This is a genomic window from Lysinibacillus sp. FSL M8-0355, from assembly GCF_038008985.1.
GTDB classification, from domain to species: Bacteria; Bacillota; Bacilli; order Bacillales_A; family Planococcaceae; genus Lysinibacillus; species Lysinibacillus fusiformis_D.
This window is the reverse complement of sequence record NZ_JBBPAI010000001.1, coordinates 3,502,738-3,526,158: the sequence shown is the minus strand read 5'-3', so window position 1 is coordinate 3,526,158 and position 23,421 is coordinate 3,502,738. Positions and strand designations below refer to the sequence as shown.

Annotated in this window: 20 protein-coding genes; 17 read left to right on the top strand and 3 right to left on the bottom strand. The window is 38.1% G+C overall.

Annotated elements, in window-relative coordinates:
• Window positions 1-200: 200 nt before the first annotated feature.
• Complete coding sequence (ald, locus tag MKY46_RS17030) at window positions 201-1,316, top strand: alanine dehydrogenase (RefSeq protein ID WP_036118902.1); 1,116 nt, start codon at window positions 201-203, stop codon at window positions 1,314-1,316.
• A 48-nt stretch (window positions 1,317-1,364) separates the two neighbouring features.
• On the opposite strand, the gene MKY46_RS17025 is transcribed toward ald, so the two are convergent.
• Window positions 1,365-2,453: a M24 family metallopeptidase gene (locus MKY46_RS17025; protein WP_036118903.1), complete on the bottom strand. Its 1,089-nt coding sequence runs from the start codon at window positions 2,451-2,453 to the stop codon at window positions 1,365-1,367.
• Between the two features lie 233 nt (window positions 2,454-2,686).
• On the opposite strand from MKY46_RS17025, the gene MKY46_RS17020 reads away from it, so the two are divergent.
• On the top strand, window positions 2,687-3,370 hold the full coding sequence (locus MKY46_RS17020; protein ID WP_036118905.1) for a metal-dependent hydrolase: 684 nt from the start codon (window positions 2,687-2,689) through the stop codon (window positions 3,368-3,370).
• Between the two features lie 152 nt (window positions 3,371-3,522).
• On the top strand, window positions 3,523-4,830 hold the full coding sequence (locus MKY46_RS17015; RefSeq protein WP_036118907.1) for a DRTGG domain-containing protein: 1,308 nt from the start codon (window positions 3,523-3,525) through the stop codon (window positions 4,828-4,830).
• A 56-nt stretch (window positions 4,831-4,886) separates the two neighbouring features.
• Here MKY46_RS17015 and MKY46_RS17010 read toward each other — a convergent pair whose 3' ends face one another.
• A complete protein-coding gene (locus tag MKY46_RS17010; RefSeq protein ID WP_036118909.1) occupies window positions 4,887-5,192 on the bottom strand; it encodes a YtpI family protein in 306 nt (101 codons plus the stop codon).
• 90 nt (window positions 5,193-5,282) lie between these two features.
• Between MKY46_RS17010 and MKY46_RS17005 the strand changes: the two genes are divergently transcribed.
• The 8 genes from MKY46_RS17005 (at window position 5,283) to MKY46_RS16970 (ending at window position 15,598) form a co-directional block, all read left to right on the top strand.
• Window positions 5,283-6,227, top strand: coding sequence for a DHH family phosphoesterase (locus MKY46_RS17005; RefSeq protein ID WP_036118911.1), 945 nt, complete (start codon window positions 5,283-5,285; stop codon window positions 6,225-6,227).
• Between the two features lie 22 nt (window positions 6,228-6,249).
• On the top strand, window positions 6,250-9,333 hold the full coding sequence (dnaE, locus tag MKY46_RS17000; protein ID WP_036118912.1) for a DNA polymerase III subunit alpha: 3,084 nt from the start codon (window positions 6,250-6,252) through the stop codon (window positions 9,331-9,333).
• 131 nt (window positions 9,334-9,464) lie between these two features.
• Window positions 9,465-10,106, top strand: a complete 642-nt coding sequence (locus MKY46_RS16995) for a FadR/GntR family transcriptional regulator (RefSeq protein ID WP_036118914.1) — start codon at window positions 9,465-9,467, stop codon at window positions 10,104-10,106.
• A gap of 24 nt (window positions 10,107-10,130) precedes the next feature.
• The gene (gene accD, locus MKY46_RS16990; protein ID WP_036118916.1) at window positions 10,131-10,988 is read left to right on the top strand and encodes an acetyl-CoA carboxylase, carboxyltransferase subunit beta; all 858 of its coding nucleotides are present in this window, start codon (window positions 10,131-10,133) and stop codon (window positions 10,986-10,988) included.
• Window positions 10,981-11,937 carry an acetyl-CoA carboxylase carboxyltransferase subunit alpha gene (locus tag MKY46_RS16985; RefSeq protein ID WP_036118918.1) on the top strand — a complete coding sequence of 319 codons (957 nt, stop codon included), beginning with the start codon at window positions 10,981-10,983 and terminating at the stop codon, window positions 11,935-11,937. Before accD ends, MKY46_RS16985 begins: the two co-directional genes overlap by 8 nt.
• Before the next feature lie 323 nt (window positions 11,938-12,260).
• Entirely contained in the window at window positions 12,261-13,220 is a 960-nt protein-coding gene (pfkA, locus tag MKY46_RS16980) for a 6-phosphofructokinase (protein WP_036118919.1), read from the top strand.
• 26 nt (window positions 13,221-13,246) lie between these two features.
• The gene (gene pyk, locus MKY46_RS16975; protein ID WP_036118921.1) at window positions 13,247-15,007 is read left to right on the top strand and encodes a pyruvate kinase; all 1,761 of its coding nucleotides are present in this window, start codon (window positions 13,247-13,249) and stop codon (window positions 15,005-15,007) included.
• A gap of 201 nt (window positions 15,008-15,208) precedes the next feature.
• Complete coding sequence (locus tag MKY46_RS16970) at window positions 15,209-15,598, top strand: FxsA family protein (protein ID WP_051891590.1); 390 nt, start codon at window positions 15,209-15,211, stop codon at window positions 15,596-15,598.
• On the opposite strand, the gene MKY46_RS16965 is transcribed toward MKY46_RS16970, so the two are convergent.
• Window positions 15,582-16,547 (bottom strand): AI-2E family transporter, encoded by a 966-nt coding sequence (locus tag MKY46_RS16965; protein ID WP_082673687.1) that lies wholly within the window; start codon window positions 16,545-16,547, stop codon window positions 15,582-15,584. The genes MKY46_RS16970 and MKY46_RS16965 overlap by 17 nt on opposite strands.
• Window positions 16,548-16,797: 250 nt before the next feature.
• Between MKY46_RS16965 and citZ the strand changes: the two genes are divergently transcribed.
• The 6 genes from citZ to pnpS all read left to right on the top strand — a co-directional run bounded on the left by citZ (window position 16,798) and on the right by pnpS (window position 23,301).
• The gene (gene citZ / locus MKY46_RS16960; RefSeq protein ID WP_036118926.1) at window positions 16,798-17,913 is read left to right on the top strand and encodes a citrate synthase; all 1,116 of its coding nucleotides are present in this window, start codon (window positions 16,798-16,800) and stop codon (window positions 17,911-17,913) included.
• 79 nt (window positions 17,914-17,992) lie between these two features.
• Window positions 17,993-19,255, top strand: coding sequence for an NADP-dependent isocitrate dehydrogenase (gene icd / locus MKY46_RS16955; protein ID WP_036118927.1), 1,263 nt, complete (start codon window positions 17,993-17,995; stop codon window positions 19,253-19,255).
• Between the two features lie 179 nt (window positions 19,256-19,434).
• Entirely contained in the window at window positions 19,435-20,373 is a 939-nt protein-coding gene (mdh, locus tag MKY46_RS16950; protein WP_036118928.1) for a malate dehydrogenase, read from the top strand.
• Between the two features lie 186 nt (window positions 20,374-20,559).
• Window positions 20,560-21,000, top strand: a complete 441-nt coding sequence (locus MKY46_RS16945) for a MaoC/PaaZ C-terminal domain-containing protein (RefSeq protein WP_036118931.1) — start codon at window positions 20,560-20,562, stop codon at window positions 20,998-21,000.
• Window positions 21,001-21,052: 52 nt separating this feature from the next.
• Window positions 21,053-21,769: a response regulator transcription factor gene (locus MKY46_RS16940; RefSeq protein ID WP_036118933.1), complete on the top strand. Its 717-nt coding sequence runs from the start codon at window positions 21,053-21,055 to the stop codon at window positions 21,767-21,769.
• Entirely contained in the window at window positions 21,766-23,301 is a 1,536-nt protein-coding gene (pnpS, locus tag MKY46_RS16935; RefSeq protein ID WP_036118935.1) for a two-component system histidine kinase PnpS, read from the top strand. The genes MKY46_RS16940 and pnpS overlap by 4 nt, the downstream gene beginning before the upstream one ends.
• Window positions 23,302-23,421 lie beyond the last annotated feature (120 nt).

Here is a 23,421-nt window from a genome sequence, read left to right as displayed (position 1 = left end):
TTTCAAATATAATAATTTATACCATTATTCATCGTTTAAATATTTAGTATTTTATAAATGTTAGAAATTTTATTTGTATTTGCTTTAGTTAAAGCTTTTTTTGCATTTGTTTGGTAATATGGAATGGCAAGGGGTGCATCAATTCTTAGTTACATAATAATGATGCTTATTTTTTATGCTATGGAAGGGGATAGGAAACAATGAAGATTGGTATTCCAAAGGAAATTAAAAACAATGAGAATCGTGTAGCCATGACACCAGCAGGAGTTGTAACTTTAACACACGCAGGTCATGAGGTATACATTGAAACTGGAGCAGGCTTAGGGTCAAGCTTTACGGATGCTGATTACATTGCAGCAGGAGCTCATATTGTTCAAACTGCTAAAGAAGCATGGTCACAAGAAATGATCATGAAGGTAAAAGAACCTGTAGCTTCTGAATATGATTATTTCTATGAAGGTCAAATTTTATTTACGTATTTACACTTAGCGCCAGAGGTTGAACTAACTCAGGCACTTTTAAATAAAAAGGTTGTAGGTATTGCCTACGAAACAGTGCAATTAGCAAACGGTTCATTACCATTGTTAACGCCTATGAGTGAAGTAGCTGGTAAAATGGCTACGCAAATCGGTGCACAGTTCTTAGAAAGAAACCATGCTGGTAAAGGTATTTTATTAGGTGGCGTTTCAGGTGTGCAGCGTGGCAAGGTGACAATAATCGGTGGTGGTATCGCAGGAACAAATGCTGCAAAAATCGCTGTTGGCATGGGTGCGGATGTGACAGTAATCGATTTAAGCCCAGAACGTTTACGTCAATTAGAAGATCTGTTTGGTCGTGATGTTCAAACATTAATTTCAAATCCTTATAATATTGCAGAATCAGTGAAAGATTCAGATTTAGTCATTGGTGCGGTGTTAATACCAGGCGCAAAAGCACCGAAACTTGTATCTGAAGAAATGATTCAGTCAATGCAAGCTGGCTCTGTTGTAGTCGATATTGCGATTGACCAAGGCGGTATTTTTGCTTCGTCTGATCGTGTGACAACTCATGATGACCCAACATACGTGAAACATGGCGTAGTACATTATGCAGTAGCAAATATGCCAGGAGCAGTACCGCGCACATCAACAATTGCTTTAACAAATAATACAATTCCATATGCACTTCAAATTGCAAACAAAGGCTATAAACAAGCTTGCCTAGATAATGCGGCACTGAAAAAAGGTGTGAATACATTAGATGGACAACTAGTCTATAAAGCAGTGGCAGATTCACAAGGTCTTCCATTTGTCGAAGTGGATGAGTTAATTCAATAAATTAAAAAAGGAAGCACTACACTAGTTGCTTCCTTTTTTTGTGTGTAATTATAGAACAATTAAATCTTTCGGGAATTTTGTTAATACTTCAACGCCATCTTTCGTTACAACTACATCATCCTCAATGCGTACGCCTGTCACATCTGATTTATAAATCCCTGGCTCAATTGTAAAGACCATGCCTTCTTCCATCGTCATTTCATTTGCACCTGTAACGGATGGGAATTCATGCACAGAAATTCCAAGGCCATGACCAAGACGGTGAGTGAAATATTCACCATAGCCAGCTTCTGTGATAGTATCACGTGCAATTTTATCTAAGTCCATCGCACGAATACCTGGTTTTACAGCTGCGACAGCATTTGTATTGGCAGCTAAAACAGCGTGATAAATTTCCTTCTGTGCTTCACTAGGCTCCCCAAAGGCAACAGTACGCGTAATATCTGAGCAATAGCCATCGTAAATAACCCCAAGGTCAAATAATACCATATCCCCTTTTTCAATTTTACGTGCACCTGGCTTGCCGTGAGGAGAGGCCGTTTTTGGACCACTTAATACCATTGTTTCAAAGGACATTTTGCAACCTTTATCTTGAATAGCACTTTCAATCGCTGTTAGAATTTCCATTTCTGTTTTCCCTTCAGCGATCTCCTTACAACCGATTTCAATTGCATAGTCTGCTAGCTCCGCAGCTTTACGTAATTTTTCTAATTCAGTCTCATCTTTGATGACGCGCATAGCATTAATTTTTTCATCAAGGCGAACAAAGTTAGCCTGTGGGAATGATTGCTGTAAAGCTTCTAAACGCTCGACGATTAGTTGCGCTTTTTCAATAGCAAACGTAGTCGGATTAACTTGGTGTGAAATGATTGCTTGCGCAAGAACGTCCATTGAGTTTTCAGTATCCTGATGGCCGATTACCTCATAAGACCAACCTGCTGCCTTCGCATCTGGAATCTCCATTTGTGGACAAATTAGAAAAGGCTCGGCATCTTTAAAAATCATGACTCCTAGTAATCTTTCATGTGGATCACTTTTAAAGCCTGAAACGTAAAAAACATTGTCAGGTGTTGTTACAAATGCTGCATCGATGTGATGTTGCTGTAAATAACTTTGGATTTCTTCGACCTTTGACATCAATATGTCCTCCTTTTAGTACATGGGAAATTTTACGTAAAAAAGCGTCGACTCTATAAAGCAATGTCGATGTTCCTTTTCTAGTACTGAATAATTGTGCGCTAACAGGGTATAAGGCTGTTAGAGAACACTACGATTATTCTCTATACAAGCATATCAAAAAAAGGGAAAAAGCGCATGAGTAGCGAATTAAAATGATGAACTGTAATTTGGTTTTCGAGGAGGATTTTAAAATGGAAATTAGTTATCATGGACATTCAGTTGTCAAAATTCAAACAAACGGGAAAACAATTTTAATTGACCCTTTTATTAATGGCAATGGGCAAACAGACTTAACGGTGGCAGAAGAAGCACCAGATATTATTGTACTTACACATGGGCATAATGATCATGTTGGGGACACAGTGGAGCTAGCGAAGAAAAAAGATGCGTTAGTCATTGCTCCAAATGAATTAGCTAATTGGATCTCTTGGCAAGGTGTAAAAGCACATCCAATGCATATTGGTGGTGCTAAGGAGTTTGACTTTGGTAAGGTGAAGTTTACACAAGCCTTTCACGGTTCATCTTATGTAACAGAAAATAATGAAATAATTTATATGGGTATGCCGGCAGGGGTTTTATTATTTGTTGAGGGATTAACGATTTATCATGCAGGTGATACAGCTCTATTTAGTGATATGAAATTAATTGGCGAACGACACCCTATTGATATTGCATTTTTACCGATTGGGGATAATTTTACAATGGGACCAGAGGATGCAGCTTGCGCGGTTTCATTCTTAAAGCCGAAAATTGTCGTACCAATTCATTACAATACATTCCCACCAATCGAGCAGGATCCACAAATTTTTGCAGATTTAGTGCAAAATACAGAGGTTCAAATTTTGAAAGCTGGCGAAAAAGTAAACTGTTTCTAATCGTTCATAGGGCTGTACTATATGAATTGACACCACGCTAGTAGTTGAAATGATGGGGAAAGTTAAACAATTTGATCACTTTATATTAAATATTTTTATAAAAAATATGGTACACTAAGAGCAGAATAGAAGCTTAGGAAATAGGTGATATTTTGTCTACAAAACATGAGAAAATTTTACAATACATCGAATCACTACCCGTGGGTGATAAAATTTCAGTACGTCAAATAGCGAAAGAAATGCAAGTGAGTGAAGGGACGGCTTATCGTGCCATAAAGGAAGCGGAAAATCGTCGCTTAGTAAGTTCGATTGAGCGTGTTGGAACAATTCGCATTGAGAAAAAAAAGAAAGAAAATATTGAACGCTTAACTTTTGCAGAAATTGTCAATATTGTCGATGGCCAAGTTTTAGGTGGAAAATCGGGTCTACATAAAACGTTAACGAAATTTGTCATTGGTGCAATGCAATTAGAAGACATGATGCGTTATACAGATGCAGGTAGCTTATTGATTGTTGGTAACCGGATTAAGGCACATGAAAATGCACTTCGAGCGGGTGCAGCTGTTTTAATCACTGGCGGTTTTGATACAACGGAAGATAATAAAATACTTGCGGATTCATTAGATTTACCCATTATTTCAACAAGCTATGATACGTTTACAGTAGCAACAATGATTAACCGAGCAATTTATGACCAATTAATCAAAAAAGATATTTTATTTATTGAAGATATTTATGTCCCAATGACTGACACGGCTGCCTTAAAAAATGATGAAACGATCCATCATTTTCATAAGTTAAATGAACGCACAACACATGGTGCATTTCCTGTTGTCACACATCAAAATAAATTAGTCGGGATGATTACCGTAAAAGACGTTATTGGTCGTGAAGAGAACGAGCTAGTTGAAAAAGTAATGACAAAAAATCCGATTGCTGGTTCCATGAAAATGAGTGTCGCTTCTGCTGGGCATCGTATGATTTGGGAAGGAATTGATCTTTTACCAATTGTTGATGATGACAATGTTTTGCAAGGTGTTATTAGTCGTCAGGATGTACTTAAGGCGCTGCAATTAGCACAAAGACAGCCTCAGCACGGTGAAACGATTGATGATTTAGTGAAAAATGAAATGAAGGTACTGGGTGATGAAGAACTAATAGTAGAGTTTAAAGTCACACCACAAATGACCAATCAATATGGGGCCATTTCATATGGTGCTTTTACAACTTTACTAGCTGAAGTTGGTTCATTTGCCTTAAAACGCCGTAAACGTGGTGATGCAGTGGCTGAGAATATGACTATTTATTTTATTAAGCCGGTTCAAATGGAAAGTACGCTTACGGTTAAGCCTCGCATTTTAGACATGAGTCGTAAGTTTGTGAAAATGGACTTCGAAGTGTATAATCAACAAATGCTTGTCGGTAAGGCAATGATGATGTTCCAACTATTAGAACGTTAAGTATTGAAAAAGGGATGGCCTAGCGCAATTGCTTGGTCATCCCTTTGTTACATATATTATTGATTAATGCGGAATTCTTCCTCAACAAATTGCCCATAATGGCGTGCTTTTTTTATATTTTCTATAACAACTAAGATGCCTAGTGCGACAAGAATTGCTACAATAATAAATGTAAATAAGCCTGGGAATAAATAAGCTTGATTTAAAGCGAAGGATAAAATTAAGGAACCTAAGCCGATATTCGCCTTACTTTTATACCAATTTTTGGCGATTGGTAATGGAGAACGGAATTGTTTTGTTTTAAAATAGAAGTAAAAAACAAAAGATATGATAATCGCAAATACAAATATTAAATTGAGCATAGTAAACCTCCTAGCATAACTAGACATTATTGTAACGATAATTATAAAAAAATGCTAACGGTTCTTACTATCATTTTGGAGGAATTTAAGGTGAAAAGACAAATCATCGACACAATTAAGGCCTTTGAAACAATCATTATTCATCGTCATGTACGTCCAGATCCGGATGCTTATGGTTCTCAGCAAGGTTTAAAAGAGATTATTTTAGCCAACTACCCTGAGAAAAAGGTCTTTGCTGTTGGTGAACATGACGCTTCCTTATCGTTTATGGCACAGCCTGATGAAATAGCAGATGATATGTACGACAATGCTTTAGTAATTGTCACAGACACAGCCAATACAGAGCGGGTTGACGATCAACGCTATACAAAAGGAAAAATGGTGATAAAAATTGATCACCACCCAAATGACGATGCATATGGTGACTTATTATGGGTAGATACGACAGCAAGCTCATGCAGTGAAATGATTTATGAATTGTATGAAGAAGGCAAGGCAGTTGCTAGCTGGCAACTTACAGATGCTGCTGCACGCTTATTATTTGCAGGAATTGTAGGGGATACAGGAAGATTCCAGTTCCCAAGCACGACAGCGAAAACATTTAAAGTGGCTTCAGAGCTGATTACATATGATTTTGATCGAAATCAAATTTTTGATGGTATGTATGAAATGGAGCAAAAGCTACTTAATTTACAAGGCTATATTTATCAAAACTTTACAATGGATGAGCATGGGGCTGCCTATGTAAAGCTAACAAAGGAATTGTTAGCGGAATATAATACAGTGCCATCTGAGGCCTCTTTATTAGTAGGATGCCTTGGCAGTGTCAAAGGGATATGCGCGTGGGTTGTTTTCATTGAAGAAGTAGATCAAATACGAGTACGTCTACGTTCGAAGGGACCTGTTATTAATACATTAGCAAAAGAATTTAATGGTGGAGGACATCCGCTTGCATCTGGTGCGACAGCTTATTCATGGGAGGAAGCTGACCACGTTATTTCAAGATTACAAGAAATGTGTAAGGCGTATCATTAACAGAGAAAAGGAAGGGATTCATTTGACACATGTATATACGAAAATGTATACGAGCGCGGATTTATTGAAAAGCACAATTCGGCTTGAGCAATTGATTCCTTTTTTACAAGAGCAAAAGACACAGGCCTGTGCAATCGTTAATACGAAATTGTACGGGCTTTTGCCTTTTTGTAAAGCATTGCAGCAAGCAAGTATCCACGCTGTCATTGGGCTTTCCGTTAACGTACAGTGGCATGAGAAAACCATCCCTCTTGTTCTGTATGCACAAACGCAGGAGGGCTATCAACAGCTATTAAAGATTAGTAGTGCTATATCCATTAGACAAGACGAAGTGTTGCCTTGGAAGTGGCTTGAGGGATACGCAGCGGGTTGTATAGCTCTGCTTTCCACAAATGATTTTGCAGATTTAGAGGATTGGCATACTGCGGTCACTGCTTTAATTCAGCTATTTCAACAGCAATTATATGTGGGCATCGCTAGACCAGATGGAGTAAAAACAGCGAATGAAGAAGAAATAGTGATTTGGTGCGAAGAACAGTCTATTCCGCTTGTTGCCACTCAAAGCTGTTATTTTTTACGTCCAGAAGATCATTTTGCTTATGAAGTAGCAAGAGCAATTGATACAGGTGATAAGCTAGGAAACACTATGCTAACGGCCGATGTGCAAGGCTATTTTGCACCGACAGCAGATGAATGGCAAAATTGGTTTGCTGATCATCCACAGTGGCTTGAAGCAAGTGTACAAATGCTTGCTAGCTGTAAAGCTGTTGTACCTGAAATGTCTGTGCAAATGCCTAAATTTCCTGTACCTGTAGATGAAACAGCTGAAAGCTTGCTGATGAAGGAAGCATTTACAGGATTAGAAGAAAGATTTCAGCAAATGACGATACCTACAGCCTATCGGGAACGGCTACAATATGAGCTTGAAATTATTTGTTCCATGGGCTTTGCTGACTATTTTTTAGTTGTCGCGGATTTTATGCACTATGCGAAAGAAAATCGCATTTTGACTGGACCTGGTCGTGGTTCGTCCGCAGGTTCCCTTGTGGCATATAGCCTCGCCATTACACAAGTAGATCCACTTGCCTATGGTTTATTATTTGAACGTTTTTTAAACCCTGAAAGAATTACTTTACCTGATATTGATATTGATTTTGTTGATAGTAAAAGACATCAAGTGATTCAGTATGTTGCCCAAAAATATGGCAAAGCCAATGTTGCGCAAATTATTACATTTGGCACACTGTCTGCAAAGGCAGTTGCGAGGGATGTTGCAAGGGTTTTTGGTTTTGAGGCAGAGACATTAGAAAAAATTTCGAAGATGATTCCAAATAAGCCTGGTATTACATTGCAAAGAGCTATGGCAGAATCACATGACTTTCAAAACTGGCTTGCAGACAATGAAAAGCATCAGCGATGGTTCGAGGTAGCGCTAAAATTAGAAGGTCTGCCTAGAAATTCCTCTACACATGCAGCTGGTATTGTCATCGCCCCTTCGCCATTAGTGAATACGGTACCAATTGAAGAAGGGCATGATGGTATTTATAGTACGCAATGGCCGATGGGAGATATTGAAGCGTGCGGTCTCGTCAAAATGGATTTTTTAGGCTTGCGTAATCTCACCATTTTAGAGCAAATACGTTGGTCTATTTATAAAGTGGGAGGACCTTGGATAGAATTTGAACGAATCCCTATGCATGATGAAAAGACGTTTCAACTTTTACAAAAAGGGGATACGCTAGGGATTTTTCAATTAGAATCAGACGGAATGAAACAAGCTTTACGTGATATCCATCCTACGAACTTTTTAGATATTGTAGCTATAAATGCACTTTATCGTCCTGGTCCAATGGATTTTATTCCGGTCTATGCAAGAAGAAAAGCTGGCAAAGAAATGGTTACGATGCCCCATCCAGTGTTAGAGCCTATTTTACAAGAGACATTTGGTGTAATTGTCTATCAAGAGCAGATTATTAAAATTGCCTCAGTTCTCGCAGGATTTACAATGGGACAAGCCGATTTACTGCGCCGTGCAGTGAGTAAAAAAGATCGTCAAGTTTTAGAGGAGCAACGTGCTGCATTTATTCAAGGGGCATTACAGCAAGGCTTTGATCAGCAAGTAGCGGAAGAAGTCTATGAACTGATTGTGCGTTTTGCGGATTATGGTTTCCCTAAAAGTCATGCGGTTGCCTATAGTGTCATTTCTTATCAAATGGCCTATTTAAAGGCGCATTTCCCTCGAAGCTTTTATGCAGCGTTATTATCTAATGCAACAGGTAATGTCGATAAGATTCAACAACTTGTCCATGAGGCAAAGGATAAAGGCATCCCATTTTATCCACCTTCTTTAAAAAACAGTACAAAGTATTTTACAGTAGAAAATGAAGGTATTCGCTACAGCTTATCTGGCATCAAAGGTGTGCCCCATACTCTGATAGAAAAAGTGAATACGCTACGTCAAACAAGTCCAGAAGTACTGAATAATATGTTTGATTTGGCTGTTGCCTTAAGTGCACAGCATTTTAAAGCCAAAGTGATGGAAGCATTAATCTATGCTGGAGCGCTTGATTATCTTGAGAAGGACAGGGCTGTTCTTCTCATGACAGTAGACGCAGCCTTAAAACATGCGGAGTTATTAAGACCTACTGAAGATATAGATCTGGCATCAGCTATGACACTTAGTTTTGGTAAGCCAAAATATATGCAGGCAGAAGAGATGTCTCAAAAGGAAAAATTAGTACATGAGAAGGAAAGCTTAGGTTTTTATATTTCTACCCATCCAGTAGCACAAGAAAGACTACACTGGCATGATGTCAATAGTACTTGTCGCGAGTTAAAGCAACTTCGTGACGGTAGTTATGTAAAAATGATTGGTATGATTGAAGAAGTGAAAAAAATTCGTACAAAAAAAGGGGAGCAAATGGCCTTCGTTCAGCTACAGGATGAGTATGGAGCTGTTTCGATTACATTATTCCCTCAAGTTTTTCAACTTGTCCAAGATTTATTGTTAGAGGATGAAATGCTAGTAATTGATGGTGTGTTGGAGAGGCGTTTTGGTAAGCTACAAATCAAAGTAAAACATGCACAAGCGACAAAAAAGATATGAAATGAAACAAGAATATAGAAACTGCATAAATTTTATGCAGTTTTTCCTTTACTTTTGAACGGTTCTTTTGTAAGCTAGAATCAACGTTAAAAAGTGGTCAGACCACTTTTTTGATAAGGGGAGTTAGTCGTATGGATAAAAAAACCGAACAAAAAAAAGTGTTTTTAGAAATCGTCCAACAACTACGTCAACTCATTAAAATGGAAAAAATCCAAGCAGGTGAAAAACTACCCTCCGAACGAGTTCTATCAGAGCGTCTAGGTGTCGGGCGATCCTCTGTGAGAGAGGCTTTGCGAAGCTTAGAATTGCTAGGGCTTATTGAAACAAGACACGGTGGTGGTACTTTTCTTGCGTCCACACATAAGCATCAGCTCGTAGAAATACTGTCGATGTTTATATTAGAAGATGAAAAATCGAAGAAAGATGTCGCATTAACGCGACAAATTCATGAAATGGAAGCAATCCGCGTAATAAGTTGTACAGAGATTCTTCGCACACTACCTGTGTGGGATAGTTTTTTTGTGAAACTAGAAATAGAGGGAGCGGTTAATTGTCGAGATATTTTACGAGAGTTATTGATTACGACAGGGAATCGTCTTTCTTTAAAAATCTGGTTTCAATTAGCAGCTTATGATGGCGACCGTTTAAATCGAAACTCAACAGAAGATGAAAAATTAATCATTCAAACGATGTTAAAATCGATGCAGCTTGGGTACGAAAAAGAAGCATTGAAAGCTTATGAACAGTGGATGAGTACTGTACAAAGCATTTAGCTAACAACAAAGGGGGAGTCGAACATGGCAATACGCAGCTTATTTAGTGGTAATCGAAAAAAGAAAGAGGACGGACAAGAAAAGACATTTCCAGAAGGGTTAATGACGAAATGTCCTGAATGTCGTCACATTCAACTGACAAAGGAATTAGAAAAAAACGATAAAGTATGTACAAAATGTAGTCACCATTTCAAAATGACAGCACAAGAGCGTGTGGACTATTTTTTAGATGAAGGCTCATTCGAATCAATGGATGATCATTTACAAACAAGTAATCCCCTTAATTTCCCAGCCTATGTAGAAAAAATTTCAGCCGACCAAGAGAAAACAGGTTTAAATGAGGCTGTCCTAACGGGTGTCGGAACGTTAGATGGCGAAGAAATCGTCGTAGCAATTATGGATTCTCATTTCCGCATGGGTTCAATGGGCTCCGTTGTGGGTGAAAAAATCACGCGAGCAATAGAAAAGGCAACAGCATTAGGTGTGCCATTTATCATCTTTACTGCTAGTGGTGGTGCTCGTATGCAAGAGGGCGTATTGTCATTAATGCAGATGGCTAAAACAAGTGTGGCTTTAAAGCGTCACAGTGATCATGGTTTATTGTTCATTTCTATTTTAACGCATCCAACAACGGGTGGAGTTTCCGCAAGCTTTGCTTCTGTTGGTGATATAAATATTGCCGAGCCACAAGCATTAATTGGCTTTGCAGGTCGTCGTGTTATTGAAGAAACAGTAAGAGAAAAATTGCCAAGCGATTTCCAAACAGCAGAATTTTTATTAGAGCATGGTCAGCTTGATGCTATCTTCCCTCGCAAGGATTTACGTAAGCAAGTTTCATTACTTGTAAAAATGCATACGAAAGGTGGCGTCCAACATGCCTAAAAATTTAGCATTTGAAGAACCAGTCGTACAATTACGAGAGAAAATTGATGAATTAAAAACAATTGCTGCTGAAGCAGATGTAGATATGTCAGGAGAAATCGAAAAGCTTGAAACACGTTTATCGCAATTAGAGCAATCGATTTATGCCAATATGAAGCCTTGGGATCGTGTGCAGGTAGCAAGACACCCAGAAAGACCAACAACTTTACAATATATTGAAGCGATGTGTGAAGACTTTATTGAACTGCATGGTGACCGTACGTTTGGTGACGATGCAGCTATTCTAGGTGGGATTGCCATTTTTGAAGGGCAGCCAGTAACGATTATTGGTCATCAGCGTGGTAAATCGACAAAAGAAAATATACGCCGTAATTTTGGTATGCCGCATCCAGAGGGCTATCGTAAAGCGCTACGTTTGATGAAGCAAGCTGAAAAATTTAAGCGACCGATTATTTGTTTTATTGATACAAAAGGTGCTTACCCAGGTAAAGCTGCTGAAGAACGAGGACAAAGTGAAGCAATTGCTAGAAATCTTGTTGAAATGGCAGGCTTAACTGTACCTGTTATTAGTATCGTCATTGGTGAAGGAGGAAGTGGTGGTGCACTAGCACTAGGTGTAGCAAACCGTGTCTTTATGCTAGAGAACTCAACATATTCCGTTATTTCTCCTGAAGGCGCAGCTTCAATTCTATGGCGTGATGGTAGCCTTGCTAAGCAAGCGGCAGAAGCTATGCGCATTACAGCACCAGATTTAAAAGAACTTGGTGTAATAGATGGCATTATCCCTGAAATAATCGGTGGTGCCCATCGCAATGTGGCAAAACAGGCTCTTTCTATTAAAGAATGCATTAGCGACACACTTCATACATTAAATTCTCTAAATGGAGAACAATTAATTGAAGATCGTTATGAAAAATTCAAAAAAATAGGACAATATACAGAAGCGTAAACATAGTTGTTCATAACAAATGAATGCTCTTATCTGATCGTGTATAAAAAATCTAAGCGTATAAATTTGCTCGTAAAGAGACAAAATTTGTATCTTAACATATTAAAAGGCTATAAAAATTAAAGAAGATAATAGCGCATGATAAACGCCAGACTTCTTGAAGAAATGTTAGATTTAGGATGTTTTGGAATGGAAAGAGTGTGTGAAAGCGCATTCTTTTCATTTTTTATGTAAAAGTTATGTTTTTGTATCCTCAGAGCCCTTACATAGTTTGTTTTTTCATGTTAATGTGAATAATAATAGTAACTGCAGGAGGTTCGACAATGAAAAAAATTGCTGTATTAACTAGTGGTGGAGATGCGCCTGGAATGAACGCGGCTATTCGAGCGGTCGTTCGTAAGGCAGCGTTTCATGGGATTGATGTTGTCGGAATTAAGCATGGTTATGAAGGCTTAATAAAAGGATATATGGAAGAACTTGATTTAGGTGCAGTTGGTGGTATTATTCAGCGTGGTGGTACGCATTTAAATTCGGCCAGATGTCCAGAGTTTAAAGAGGATGCTATCCAACAACAAGGTATTGACAATTTAAGAGCTGCTGGAATTGAAGGACTTGTTGTCATTGGTGGTGACGGGTCTTATCGAGGTGCAATGGATTTAGTAAAAAAAGGTTTCCCTGTTGTAGGGGTGCCAGGAACAATCGACAATGATATTCCAGGAACGGAATATACAATCGGTTTTGATACGGCTCTTAATACAGTCGTAGAATCCATCGATAAAATCCGAGATACAGCTACATCTCATGAAAATTCTTTCATTGTTGAGGTCATGGGGCGTGATGCAGGTGATATCGCCTTGTGGGCAGGCCTTGCTGCTGGTGCTGAAACAGTGTTAATTCCAGAGGAAGATTATAATTTAGATGATATTGTAGCACGCTTAGACCGTGGAGCTGCACGTGGTAAAAAACATAGCATTATTATTGTAGCAGAAGGGGTCATGTCTGGCAGTGAGCTGGCAAAGTTGTTAAATGAAAAAACAGGAAAAGAAACACGCGTTTCAGTGCTAGGTCATATTCAACGAGGCGGTTCACCGACCGCACGAGATCGAGTATTGGCAAGTCAATTTGGTGCACATGCAGTTGAATTGCTAATGGAAGGCAAGGCTGGTCGAGCAGTAGGTATTCGTAATCACCAAGTCATTGATTATGATATGCCAGAAGCTTTTGAAAAAAATCATGAGGCAGATGTAAGCCTTTATACACTAATGAAAGAACTATCAATATAATTTGTTATAAAACGGAGTGGGCAAAAATGAGAAAAACAAAAATCGTATGTACAATCGGACCTGCAAGTGAGTCGGCAGAAACTTTAGAAAAATTAATGGAAGCAGGTATGAATGTAGCCCGCTTGAATTTTTCACACGGATCTCATGAAGAACATGCAGGGCGTATTCAATTAATTCGTGAAGTGGCACAAAAGTTAAACAAACCAGTAGGAATTTTACTTGATACAAAAGGACCTGAAATTCGTACACATAATATGAAAAATGGTGAGCTACATTTAGCAGCAGGCCAAGTGATTGATATTTCAATGACTGAAGTAGAAGGTACTGAGACAAGCTTCTCTGTCACATATGAGCGTTTAATTGAAGATGTTGAGCAAAACTCAATTATTTTACTTGATGATGGTCTTATTCAGTTACGCGTATTAGCAACTGATCTGGAAAAAGGTTTAATTCATACGATTGTTGAAAATGCTGGCGTCCTAAAAAATAAAAAAGGTGTAAATGTACCAGGTGTTTCTGTACAGCTACCAGGGATCACAGAAAAAGACGCGCAAGATATTCTATTCGGTATTGAGCAAGGTGTAGACTTTATTGCTGCTTCATTTGTTCGTCGTGCAAAGGATGTGCTTGAAATCCGTGAATTGCTTGAACAAAATGGTGGTAGTCATATTCAAATTATCCCGAAAATCGAGAACCAAGAGGGTGTCGATAATATCGACGAAATCATCCTAGTATCTGATGGATTAATGGTTGCTCGTGGAGATCTTGGTGTTGAAATTCCAGCAGAAGAAGTACCACTTGTTCAAAAGAAATTGATTTTAAAATGTAATCAAGTAGGTAAACCGGTTATTACGGCAACACAAATGTTAGATTCTATGCAGCGTAACCCACGTCCAACACGTGCAGAAGCAAGTGATGTAGCGAACGCAATCATCGATGGAACAGATGCCATCATGCTATCAGGTGAAACTGCTGCGGGTCTTTATCCAGTAGAATCAGTTCAAACAATGAATAAAATTGCACAGCATACTGAAAATTCTTTAGACTATCGAAAAATTGTTTCTGCCCGTAGTCGTGAAAAAGAAGCGAATATGACGGAGGCTATCTCTCAAGCAGTAGCATATACATCTATCAATTTAGGGGTAAAAGCCGTATTAGCACCAACTGAAAGTGGTAATACAGCAAGAATGATCGCCAAGTATCGACCAGGTGTGCAAATTGTTGCAGTGACAGGCTCTCCAAATACAGCCAATACTTTAACATTAGTATGGGGTGTCTATCCAATTGTTTGTCAACGAGTGACAACAACAGATGAAATTTTAGAGCTAGCTGTAGATGAAAGCTTGAAACATGGTTTCGTTACGCACGGAGATGCTGTTGTCATTACAGCAGGTGTGCCAGTAGGTGAAGCAGGTACAACAAACTTAATGAAAGTACACATTATCGGAGATTTACTAGCTCGTGGTCAAGGGATTGGCAAAGCCTCTGTTGTAGGGAAGACAGTCGTTGCCAAAAATGCTGCTGAGGCACTTGCTTACGATACAGAAGGATGCATCCTTGTAACAGTTGGATCTGATCGAGAGATGATGCCAGCTATAGAAAATTGTATTGGTCTGATTACTGAAGAAGGTGGTCTAACGAGTCATGCAGCAGTTGTTGGTCTAAGCCTTGGTATTCCAGTAATTGTGGGCGTAAAAGAAGCCACAACATTAATACGTCATGATCAAGAGATTACAATGGACGCTGAAACAGGAGTTATTTACAAAGGACATGCGAGTGTTCTTTAACAAGTAACGAAAAGCTCTAGTGCGATTTTTTGTACTAGAGCTTTTAAATAAGGTTGTACACATTTTGTGGTAACTTCTTTTCTCTATCAATACTAAGGAATAGACATTCTCTTTGAATGAGGGTATTCATTTTTTTATGAAACTAAATGGGCTATAATAACGTATAAAAGGTATAGCTTTTCATGTAGAAAGGAGAAAAATATGCGTAAAATTTTTCTTGGTTTCGTTGTCTACGCTTTAGCCGAATTGGCGTTATTAATAGTCATTGGACAAAATATTGGTGTTTTAAGTACTTTATTGCTCATTATTGCAACGAGCGTTATTGGTATTTATGTCATGAAGAATAAGGGTATGAATTCTGTCCAAAATGTAAAAAATACGTTGGCACGCGGAGAGGCACCAGGTGCTGCTTTAGTGGATGCATTATTAACGTTTAGTGGTGGTTTGCTTTTAGCATTACCAGGATTTTTAACAGATCTGATTGGTCTACTATTGCTCATGCCATTTTCTCGAAAAATGTTCCAACCAGTTGTCTATTACTGGATGCGTAAAAAAATGAAAAAAGGCCAATTCATTATCGTTCAAAGATAGAGTTTTCCTTTAGCTTTACTGCTAAAAATAAAAAGATAGGGCTAAGCAAGATCCCATAAAAGCCAAACAATAGAATAGAGGCAGCACTGATAAAAAATGTATGGAATGTACGTAATTGTAGCGTATTGGACCAAAGCATTGAATCAGCTAGCTGCCTTGTTAATTGAACAAATAAATACAGTAGTAAAATGGCTACACATAAAAAGGTGTTGCCGTTGAAATAAAAATAAATGCTCATTGGTACAAGAAAAACACCGATTCCGAAAAATGGTAATACATCTGCAAATGCTACAATAAAAGCTTTAATGATGGCTTGTTCAAACTGGAGGATCATAAACCCTGCACAAAGGATTAGTAGGGTAATGGTGAATAATTGAAACTCCACGAATAAGAAGTAATGAAAGAGTTGCATGATTTTTGCAAAATGAGATTGCCACTCATGGCGATATTTCTTAGGGACATATTGAAAAAACCAATAGCGTGATTTCCGTGTCTCTAATAAAGCGAAATAATAAGCGACTAAAAAGATAAACACCTCGATAACATGCTTCATTAATACTTGGAAAAGATCTGCTGTGTAAATGATGATAGAATCAAATATGGACAGTGACTTTTCTTTTAATACTTGTACAAACATGGATTCATATTCACTAAAAAGCGGGAAATTTTGTAATGTCTCTCGAATTTCTGGAAAGATAACAATGATACTGTTAATGGATATGACGACAAGAAGAAAAATACAAGTTAATATGAGTACTTCCACAATAATTGCTGCGATCCAATAGGCAATCCTACAATATTTATGTAAGAAATTTATAACAGGATACGTCGAAAAGGATAAAAAAATTGCAAGTGAAACAGGTAATACAAACCAAAGTATTACTAAATAAAAAATAAAAAGTAAAACACTTGTAGTTCTTTCATATGAAAAATACTTTAAATTCCTCATTTTTACAAATTCACCTCAAATCAATTGATAATACGATTGTCAAAATATACAAAAAAATCTCTTTGGAACAAATATATAGTCGTTCGGACGTCTTTTTCTTTATTTGGAGGATTTTCATTCACAAAGCTGTCAAAAATGATTATAATAGCAATGTAAGCGATTTACTTAATGGTTCATATGAGCAAAAACCATAAATGCAACAAAAAAAACGCATTTATAACAAAGTTTAAATATGAGGGAGCGATAATTTATGTCAGCAACTAAAGGTTTAGAAGGTATCGTAGCAGCGGAATCTAAAATCAGTTCAATTATCGATGACACACTTACATATGTTGGTTACAACATTGATGATTTAGCAGAAAATGCGTCATTCGAAGAGGTAATTTACTTGTTATGGCATACTCGTTTACCAAAAGAGGACGAGCTAGCTGAATTAAAACAACAATTGGCAGACAATATGTCAATTCCGCAAGCGATTGTCGACCAATTCAAAACATACCCACTTTCAACTGTACATCCAATGGCTGCATTGCGTACTGCAGTATCTTTACTTGGTGTATTCGATGAAGAAGCGGATGTTATGGATCCAGAAGCAAACTACCGTAAAGCAATTCGTCTACAAGCTAAAATTGCTACAGCAGTAACTGCATTTGCACGTGTTCGTAAAGGTTTAGAGCCAGTTGAGCCAAAACCTGAATTAGGATATGCTGCAAACTTCTTATACATGCTAAAAGGCGAAGAGCCAGCAGCTATTGAAATTGAAGCATTTGACAAAGCATTAGTATTACATGCTGACCATGAATTAAACGCATCTACATTTACAGCACGTGTATGTGTAGCTACTTTATCAGACGTTTATTCGGGTGTAACAGCAGCAATCGGTGCATTAAAAGGACCACTTCATGGTGGAGCAAATGAGCAAGTGATGAAAATGTTATCTGAAATCGGCTCACTTGAAAATGTTGAATCTTACATTCAAAATAAATTAGACAACAAAGAAAAAATCATGGGCTTCGGTCACCGCGTATATCGTAAAGGCGACCCTCGTGCACCACATTTACGTGTAATGTCTAAAAAATTAACTGAGCTAACTGGTAAACCAGAGCTATATGAGATGTCAGTTAAAATCCATGACATGATCGTGGAACAAAAGAAATTACCTGCAAACGTAGATTTCTTCTCTGCGTCAGTGTATGATTCTTTAGGTATTGATCATGACCTGTTCACACCAATTTTCGCAGTATCTCGTACTTCAGGTTGGGTGGCACACATTCTTGAGCAATATGCAAACAACCGCCTAATCCGTCCACGTGCTGAATATGTTGGACCAGGCATGCAAAAATATATTCCAATCAGCGAGCGCTAATTTGGAAAATATGCTAGAATGTTTGGGACTGTGTTATCACTAACACAGTCCTATGATTATGAATTTAGGAGGCAACAGAATGTCAAACAAAATTGTAGTTGAAAATGGCGTACTTAATGTACCAAATAATCCAGTAATTCCTTTCATCGAAGGTGATGGAATTGGTCCAGATATCTGGGCAGCAGCATCTCGCGTAATCGACGCAGCTGTAGAAAAAGCTTATAACGGTGAAAAGAAAATTGAATGGTTAGAAGTTTTAGCTGGTGAAAAAGCATTTAACCAAACTGGTGAATGGTTACCACAAGAAACTTTAGACAAAATTAACGAATACTTAATTGCAATCAAAGGTCCTCTTACTACGCCAATCGGTGGTGGTATCCGCTCTCTAAACGTAGCATTACGTCAACAACTTGACTTATATGTATGCTTACGTCCAGTACGTCACTTTGATGGAGTGCCTTCTCCAGTTAAACGCCCAGAAGACGTTGACATGGTTATCTTCCGCGAAAACACAGAAGACATCTATGCTGGTATTGAATTCGAATCTGGCTCTGAACAAGCTCAAAAAATCATCAACTTCCTACAAACTGAATTTGGTGTAAACCAAATCCGTTTCCCAGAAACTTCTGGTATTGGTGTAAAACCTGTATCTAAAGAAGGTACTGAGCGTTTAGTACGTTCTGCTATCGAATATGCAATTAAACATAAACGCCCATCTGTTACTTTAGTTCATAAAGGTAACATCATGAAATTCACTGAAGGTGGATTCAAAAAATGGGGTTATGAATTAGCTGAAAAAGAATTTGCTGATCAAACATTCACTTGGAATCAATATGATGCAATCAAAGCTGAACAAGGTGAAGAAGCAGCAAACAAAGCGCAAGCTGACGCTTTAGCAGCTGGTAAAATCTTAGTGAAAGATTCTATCGCTGATATCTTCTTACAACAAATTTTAACTCGTCCAACTGAGTTCGATGTAGTAGCTACAATGAACTTAAACGGTGACTATATTTCTGATGCTCTAGCTGCACAAGTTGGTGGTATCGGTATCGCTCCAGGCGCGAACATCAACTATGTAACTGGACATGCAATCTTCGAAGCTACTCACGGTACAGCTCCAAAATATGCTGGCCAAGATAAAGTAAACCCATCATCAGTTTTACTTTCAGGTGTATTAATGCTTGAACACTTAGGATGGCAAGAAGCTGCTGACATGATCACTAAATCTGTTGAGAAAACAATTTCTTCTAAAGTTGTAACTTATGACTTCGCACGTTTAATGGACGGCGCTACAGAAGTGAAATGTTCAGAATTCGCGAACGAGTTAATCAAAAACCTATAATTTTCTATTCTAAAATAGGAATTATCACTAAAGCGGATAGTTTATTCTGCCGATATAATTAGGGTGAAAGTAAATTTAAATTGAATATTTACGATAAACTTGTTTAAACGAGGGAGTGAGATGTATGTCTCCTCCCTCTTTTAAAATATATAACCTAATTTTAAAGGAGCGTATTCAAAATGTCTCTGAAACGTAAAAAAATCTCAGTAATCGGTGGCGGCTTTACAGGCGCTACGGCAGCATTTTTAGCAGCTCAGAAAGAACTTGGTGATGTCGTATTAGTGGATATTCCACAAGCAGAAAACCCAACAAAGGGAAAGGCACTAGATATGTGGGAAGCAGCACCAATACAAGGGTTTGATTCTTATGTACAAGGCACTTCCAATTATGCAGATACGGCTGATTCGGATGTAGTCATCATTACTGCTGGTGTTGCGCGTAAACCAGGTATGAGTCGTGATGATCTCGTTCAAATCAATCAAGGTGTCATGAAAACTGTTTCAAAAGAAATTGCTACGCATTCACCAAATGCTACAATCCTTGTACTGACAAATCCAGTTGATGCCATGACTTATACAGTATACAAAGAAACTGGCTTCCCGAAAAATCGTGTTATCGGTCAATCGGGTGTTCTTGATACAGCTCGTTTCTGTGCATTTGTAGCACAAGAGCTCAATATTTCAGTGAAAGACATTACTGGATTTGTATTGGGTGGTCATGGTGACACAATGGTGCCATTAACACGCTATTCATTTGCAGGTGGTATTCCGTTAGAAACATTAATTTCTGCCGAACGTTTGGAAGAGATTGTTGATCGTACACGCAATGGTGGAGCAGAAATTGTCAACTTACTTGGCAATGGTTCTGCCTATTATGCGCCAGCTGCGGCACTGATTGAAATGGCTGAAGCCATTATTAAAGATCAGAAACGTATTTTGCCATCTATCGCTTATTTAGAAGGTGAATATGGCTACCATGATTTATACTTAGGCGTTCCTACTTTACTTGGAGCCAATGGTATTGAAAAAATCTTTGAGCTTGAGTTAACGGACAAAGAAAAGGCAGCTTTAGACCAATCGGCAGATGCAGTCCGTAATGTGATGAAAATTTTAGTGTAAATGAATAATGCATCAGCGTTATTAAGCAGATTTTTTCGAGCTTACTCGAAAACGAGCAGGATAATTCCTGCTCGTTTTTTTATGTTCAAGTGTTAGGAAGCTTAAGGTCCTTCTGCTTTTCATTGTACTTTTAGCATAAAATTGATACTATGAATGTAGTATGATAGAAAAGGGGTTGGCGTATCTTTGCTTCAAAAAAATAGTAAACTTGGTCTCACAATCGATGAAATTACAGTTGGCGAGAAGATCCATATAACAGAAAAAATCGAGGATAGGGATTTATTGCTGTATTTAGGGCTGACAAACGATAGTAATCCGCTTTATATTCAACATGATTATGCGGCGATGACACCTTTTCAAAAACCAATTGTGCCGACAATTATGTTAAATGGAATTATTACATCAGCTGTGTCCAAGTATATTCCGGGGCCAGGTGCGCGAATTATTGAGCAACATTTAAAATATTTAGGTCCTCTCTATCATTATGAATTATTTGATACGCTTTTAGAGGTAACGGCAGTCAATAAATACGACAATACGATTACGGTATCTGTACACTCATATAATGAGCAAAAGGAGCTTGTGATTGAAGGGATGCTGTTGGTGACACCACCGCTTATATTATAGACGTCTTGAGATTTGAAATGGGGGTTTCAAATCACTTACGGAGGCATTATACATGACAAAAACAATTTTAGTTATTGAAGATGAATTTTCGATTGCAACATTATTGAAATATAATTTAGAACAGGCTGGCTATGTCGTTGAAACGGCTGCTGATGGTCAGGAAGGACTTGAAAAAGCAATCGACCTACAGCCCAATTTAATTCTTTTGGATTTGATGCTTCCAAAACTAGATGGTATGGAGGTATGTAAACAAATCCGACAGCAACGTATGAATACGCCTATCATTATGTTAACTGCAAAAGATGACGAATTTGATAAAGTTCTTGGTCTTGAGCTAGGCGCAGATGATTATATGACAAAGCCTTTTAGTCCACGTGAAGTATTGGCACGTGTCAAGGCTGTGTTAAGACGTTTCACACAAAATGTTGTGGTAGATGATAAGGATGAGCCTAAAGAAAAAATGTATGAGTTTGGACAATTGAGAGTGTTTCCAGAGCGTTTTGAAGTTTTTTTACAAGACGAAGCATTGGAATTTACACCAAAAGAGTTTGAGCTACTTATTTACTTACTTGAAAATAAAAATCGAGTTTTAACACGTGATCAGCTATTAAGTGCTGTATGGAAATATGATTTTGCTGGCGATACTCGAATTGTGGATGTACACATTAGCCACCTTCGCGATAAAATCGAGGAAAATAGCCGTAAGCCAATGTTCATTAAAACAATCAGAGGCCTAGGTTATAAATTTGAGGAGCCGAAAACGACATGAAATCAATGAGCAACCGCTTATTCTTGACATTCATGCTTTTACTTGGAACGATACTAGCTGTCCTAATGATTGTTATAGGTCAGCTTTTTCCTGTTTATATCAAGCAATACAATGAACAAGCAACCACGCAATTACAGGCGTCGATGGATCAAGTAATCGATGAACGCAAGATGGAATTATCAAAGGAAGATCAGGAAGCATTGTATGCAGTACAGAGCATGAAACAAGAGGAATCCTTGTTGTCCTATGTGCATGCCCGACTCTACTTAGTACTAGCTGTTCTTTTCACCATCACATTAATTTTAATCGCCATTGTAAGCCGTTATATGATTCGCAATTTTACGGCACCTATTGATAACGTGACAGAAACGGCTCTTGAGCTTGCCAAGGGAAACTACCGTGCACGTGCCCATGAAAATGAACATGAACGCATGATACCACTCAGTCATTCCATAAATATTTTAGCACGTAATTTACAGGATATTACGACGATACGTGAAGTAGAGGAAGAACGACTGAAGACCCTAATTGAAAATATGGGAAGCTCTCTCATGATGATTGGCCGTGAAGGAAATATTTCCATCGTGAATCGGGTATTTCTAGAGCGCTTTGATATGCAGCTTGATGATGTACAAGGAAAGGTATTTCGTACAATAGGTTTACCAAAATCATTAGAGCAATTTATCGATCATGTCTTTCTAACAGAGATGCCTTATCGACAACAAATCAAAATGGAAATACAGCAGGAGCTCTATAATAAAGAAGTCTACGGGGCACCTGTCATCGGGGATCATGGACGATGGCTAGGCGTTGTTATCGTTATGCACGATATAACGGAACTTGTTCGATTGGAGCAAATTCGAAAAGACTTTGTTGCTAATGTATCACATGAATTACGTACACCTATTACTTCTATTAAAGGCTTTTCGGAAACATTATTGGATGGGGCCTATAAGGATGAAAAAATGCTGATCTCCTTTTTAGAGATCATTTATAAAGAAAGTAATCGACTTCAAATGCTCATTCAAGATTTATTAGAGCTGTCAAAAATTGAGCAGCATGGCTTTACTGTTAATATTATGCCGATGGGCTTACAAGATGTTTTAATCCGTGGAGCAGAGCTGACTGCACCGCGGTTAGATGAGAAAAATATGAGCTTCCAAGTAGATTTCGAACGAGATGTCCAAGTAATGGGAGATGCCAACCGTATTATTCAAATCGTGACGAATTTAATTACCAATGCTATTACATATTCTCCTGAAAATACGACTGTTTCCATTCGTTTAAAGGAAAATGAAACACATGGCATTATCGAAATAGAAGACCAAGGAATCGGTATTGAAAAGCATGAAATTGCTCGTGTTTTTGAGCGTTTTTATCGTGTGGACCGAGCAAGAAGTCGTAATTCTGGCGGAACAGGATTAGGGTTAGCGATTGTGAAGCATCTTGTAGAGGCCCATCATGGTCGTATTCAAGTAGAAAGCGAAGTCGGAATGGGGACTAAAATGATTGTCATGATTCCAAAAGATTAACAATTCCTTTACATGAACAACATGTTATATTCATATTTGGGTACTATACTAATTACTAGAAACCCCCTATATGATTGTTAAGACGATAACCATAAAAAATCTACTATCTAGTTGGAGATT

Coding starts and splice junctions, on each gene's coding strand:
- ald (WP_036118902.1), top strand. CDS start 201: ATGAAGATTGGTATTCCAAAGGAAATTAAAAACAATGAGAATCGTGTA.
- MKY46_RS17025 (WP_036118903.1), bottom strand. CDS start 2,453: ATGTCAAAGGTCGAAGAAATCCAAAGTTATTTACAGCAACATCACATC.
- MKY46_RS17020 (WP_036118905.1), top strand. CDS start 2,687: ATGGAAATTAGTTATCATGGACATTCAGTTGTCAAAATTCAAACAAAC.
- MKY46_RS17010 (WP_036118909.1), bottom strand. CDS start 5,192: ATGCTCAATTTAATATTTGTATTTGCGATTATCATATCTTTTGTTTTT.
- MKY46_RS16995 (WP_036118914.1), top strand. CDS start 9,465: ATGGATAAAAAAACCGAACAAAAAAAAGTGTTTTTAGAAATCGTCCAA.
- accD (WP_036118916.1), top strand. CDS start 10,131: ATGGCAATACGCAGCTTATTTAGTGGTAATCGAAAAAAGAAAGAGGAC.
- MKY46_RS16985 (WP_036118918.1), top strand. CDS start 10,981: ATGCCTAAAAATTTAGCATTTGAAGAACCAGTCGTACAATTACGAGAG.
- pfkA (WP_036118919.1), top strand. CDS start 12,261: ATGAAAAAAATTGCTGTATTAACTAGTGGTGGAGATGCGCCTGGAATG.
- pyk (WP_036118921.1), top strand. CDS start 13,247: ATGAGAAAAACAAAAATCGTATGTACAATCGGACCTGCAAGTGAGTCG.
- MKY46_RS16970 (WP_051891590.1), top strand. CDS start 15,209: ATGCGTAAAATTTTTCTTGGTTTCGTTGTCTACGCTTTAGCCGAATTG.
- MKY46_RS16965 (WP_082673687.1), bottom strand. CDS start 16,547: ATGAGGAATTTAAAGTATTTTTCATATGAAAGAACTACAAGTGTTTTA.
- citZ (WP_036118926.1), top strand. CDS start 16,798: ATGTCAGCAACTAAAGGTTTAGAAGGTATCGTAGCAGCGGAATCTAAA.
- icd (WP_036118927.1), top strand. CDS start 17,993: ATGTCAAACAAAATTGTAGTTGAAAATGGCGTACTTAATGTACCAAAT.
- mdh (WP_036118928.1), top strand. CDS start 19,435: ATGTCTCTGAAACGTAAAAAAATCTCAGTAATCGGTGGCGGCTTTACA.
- MKY46_RS16940 (WP_036118933.1), top strand. CDS start 21,053: ATGACAAAAACAATTTTAGTTATTGAAGATGAATTTTCGATTGCAACA.
- pnpS (WP_036118935.1), top strand. CDS start 21,766: ATGAAATCAATGAGCAACCGCTTATTCTTGACATTCATGCTTTTACTT.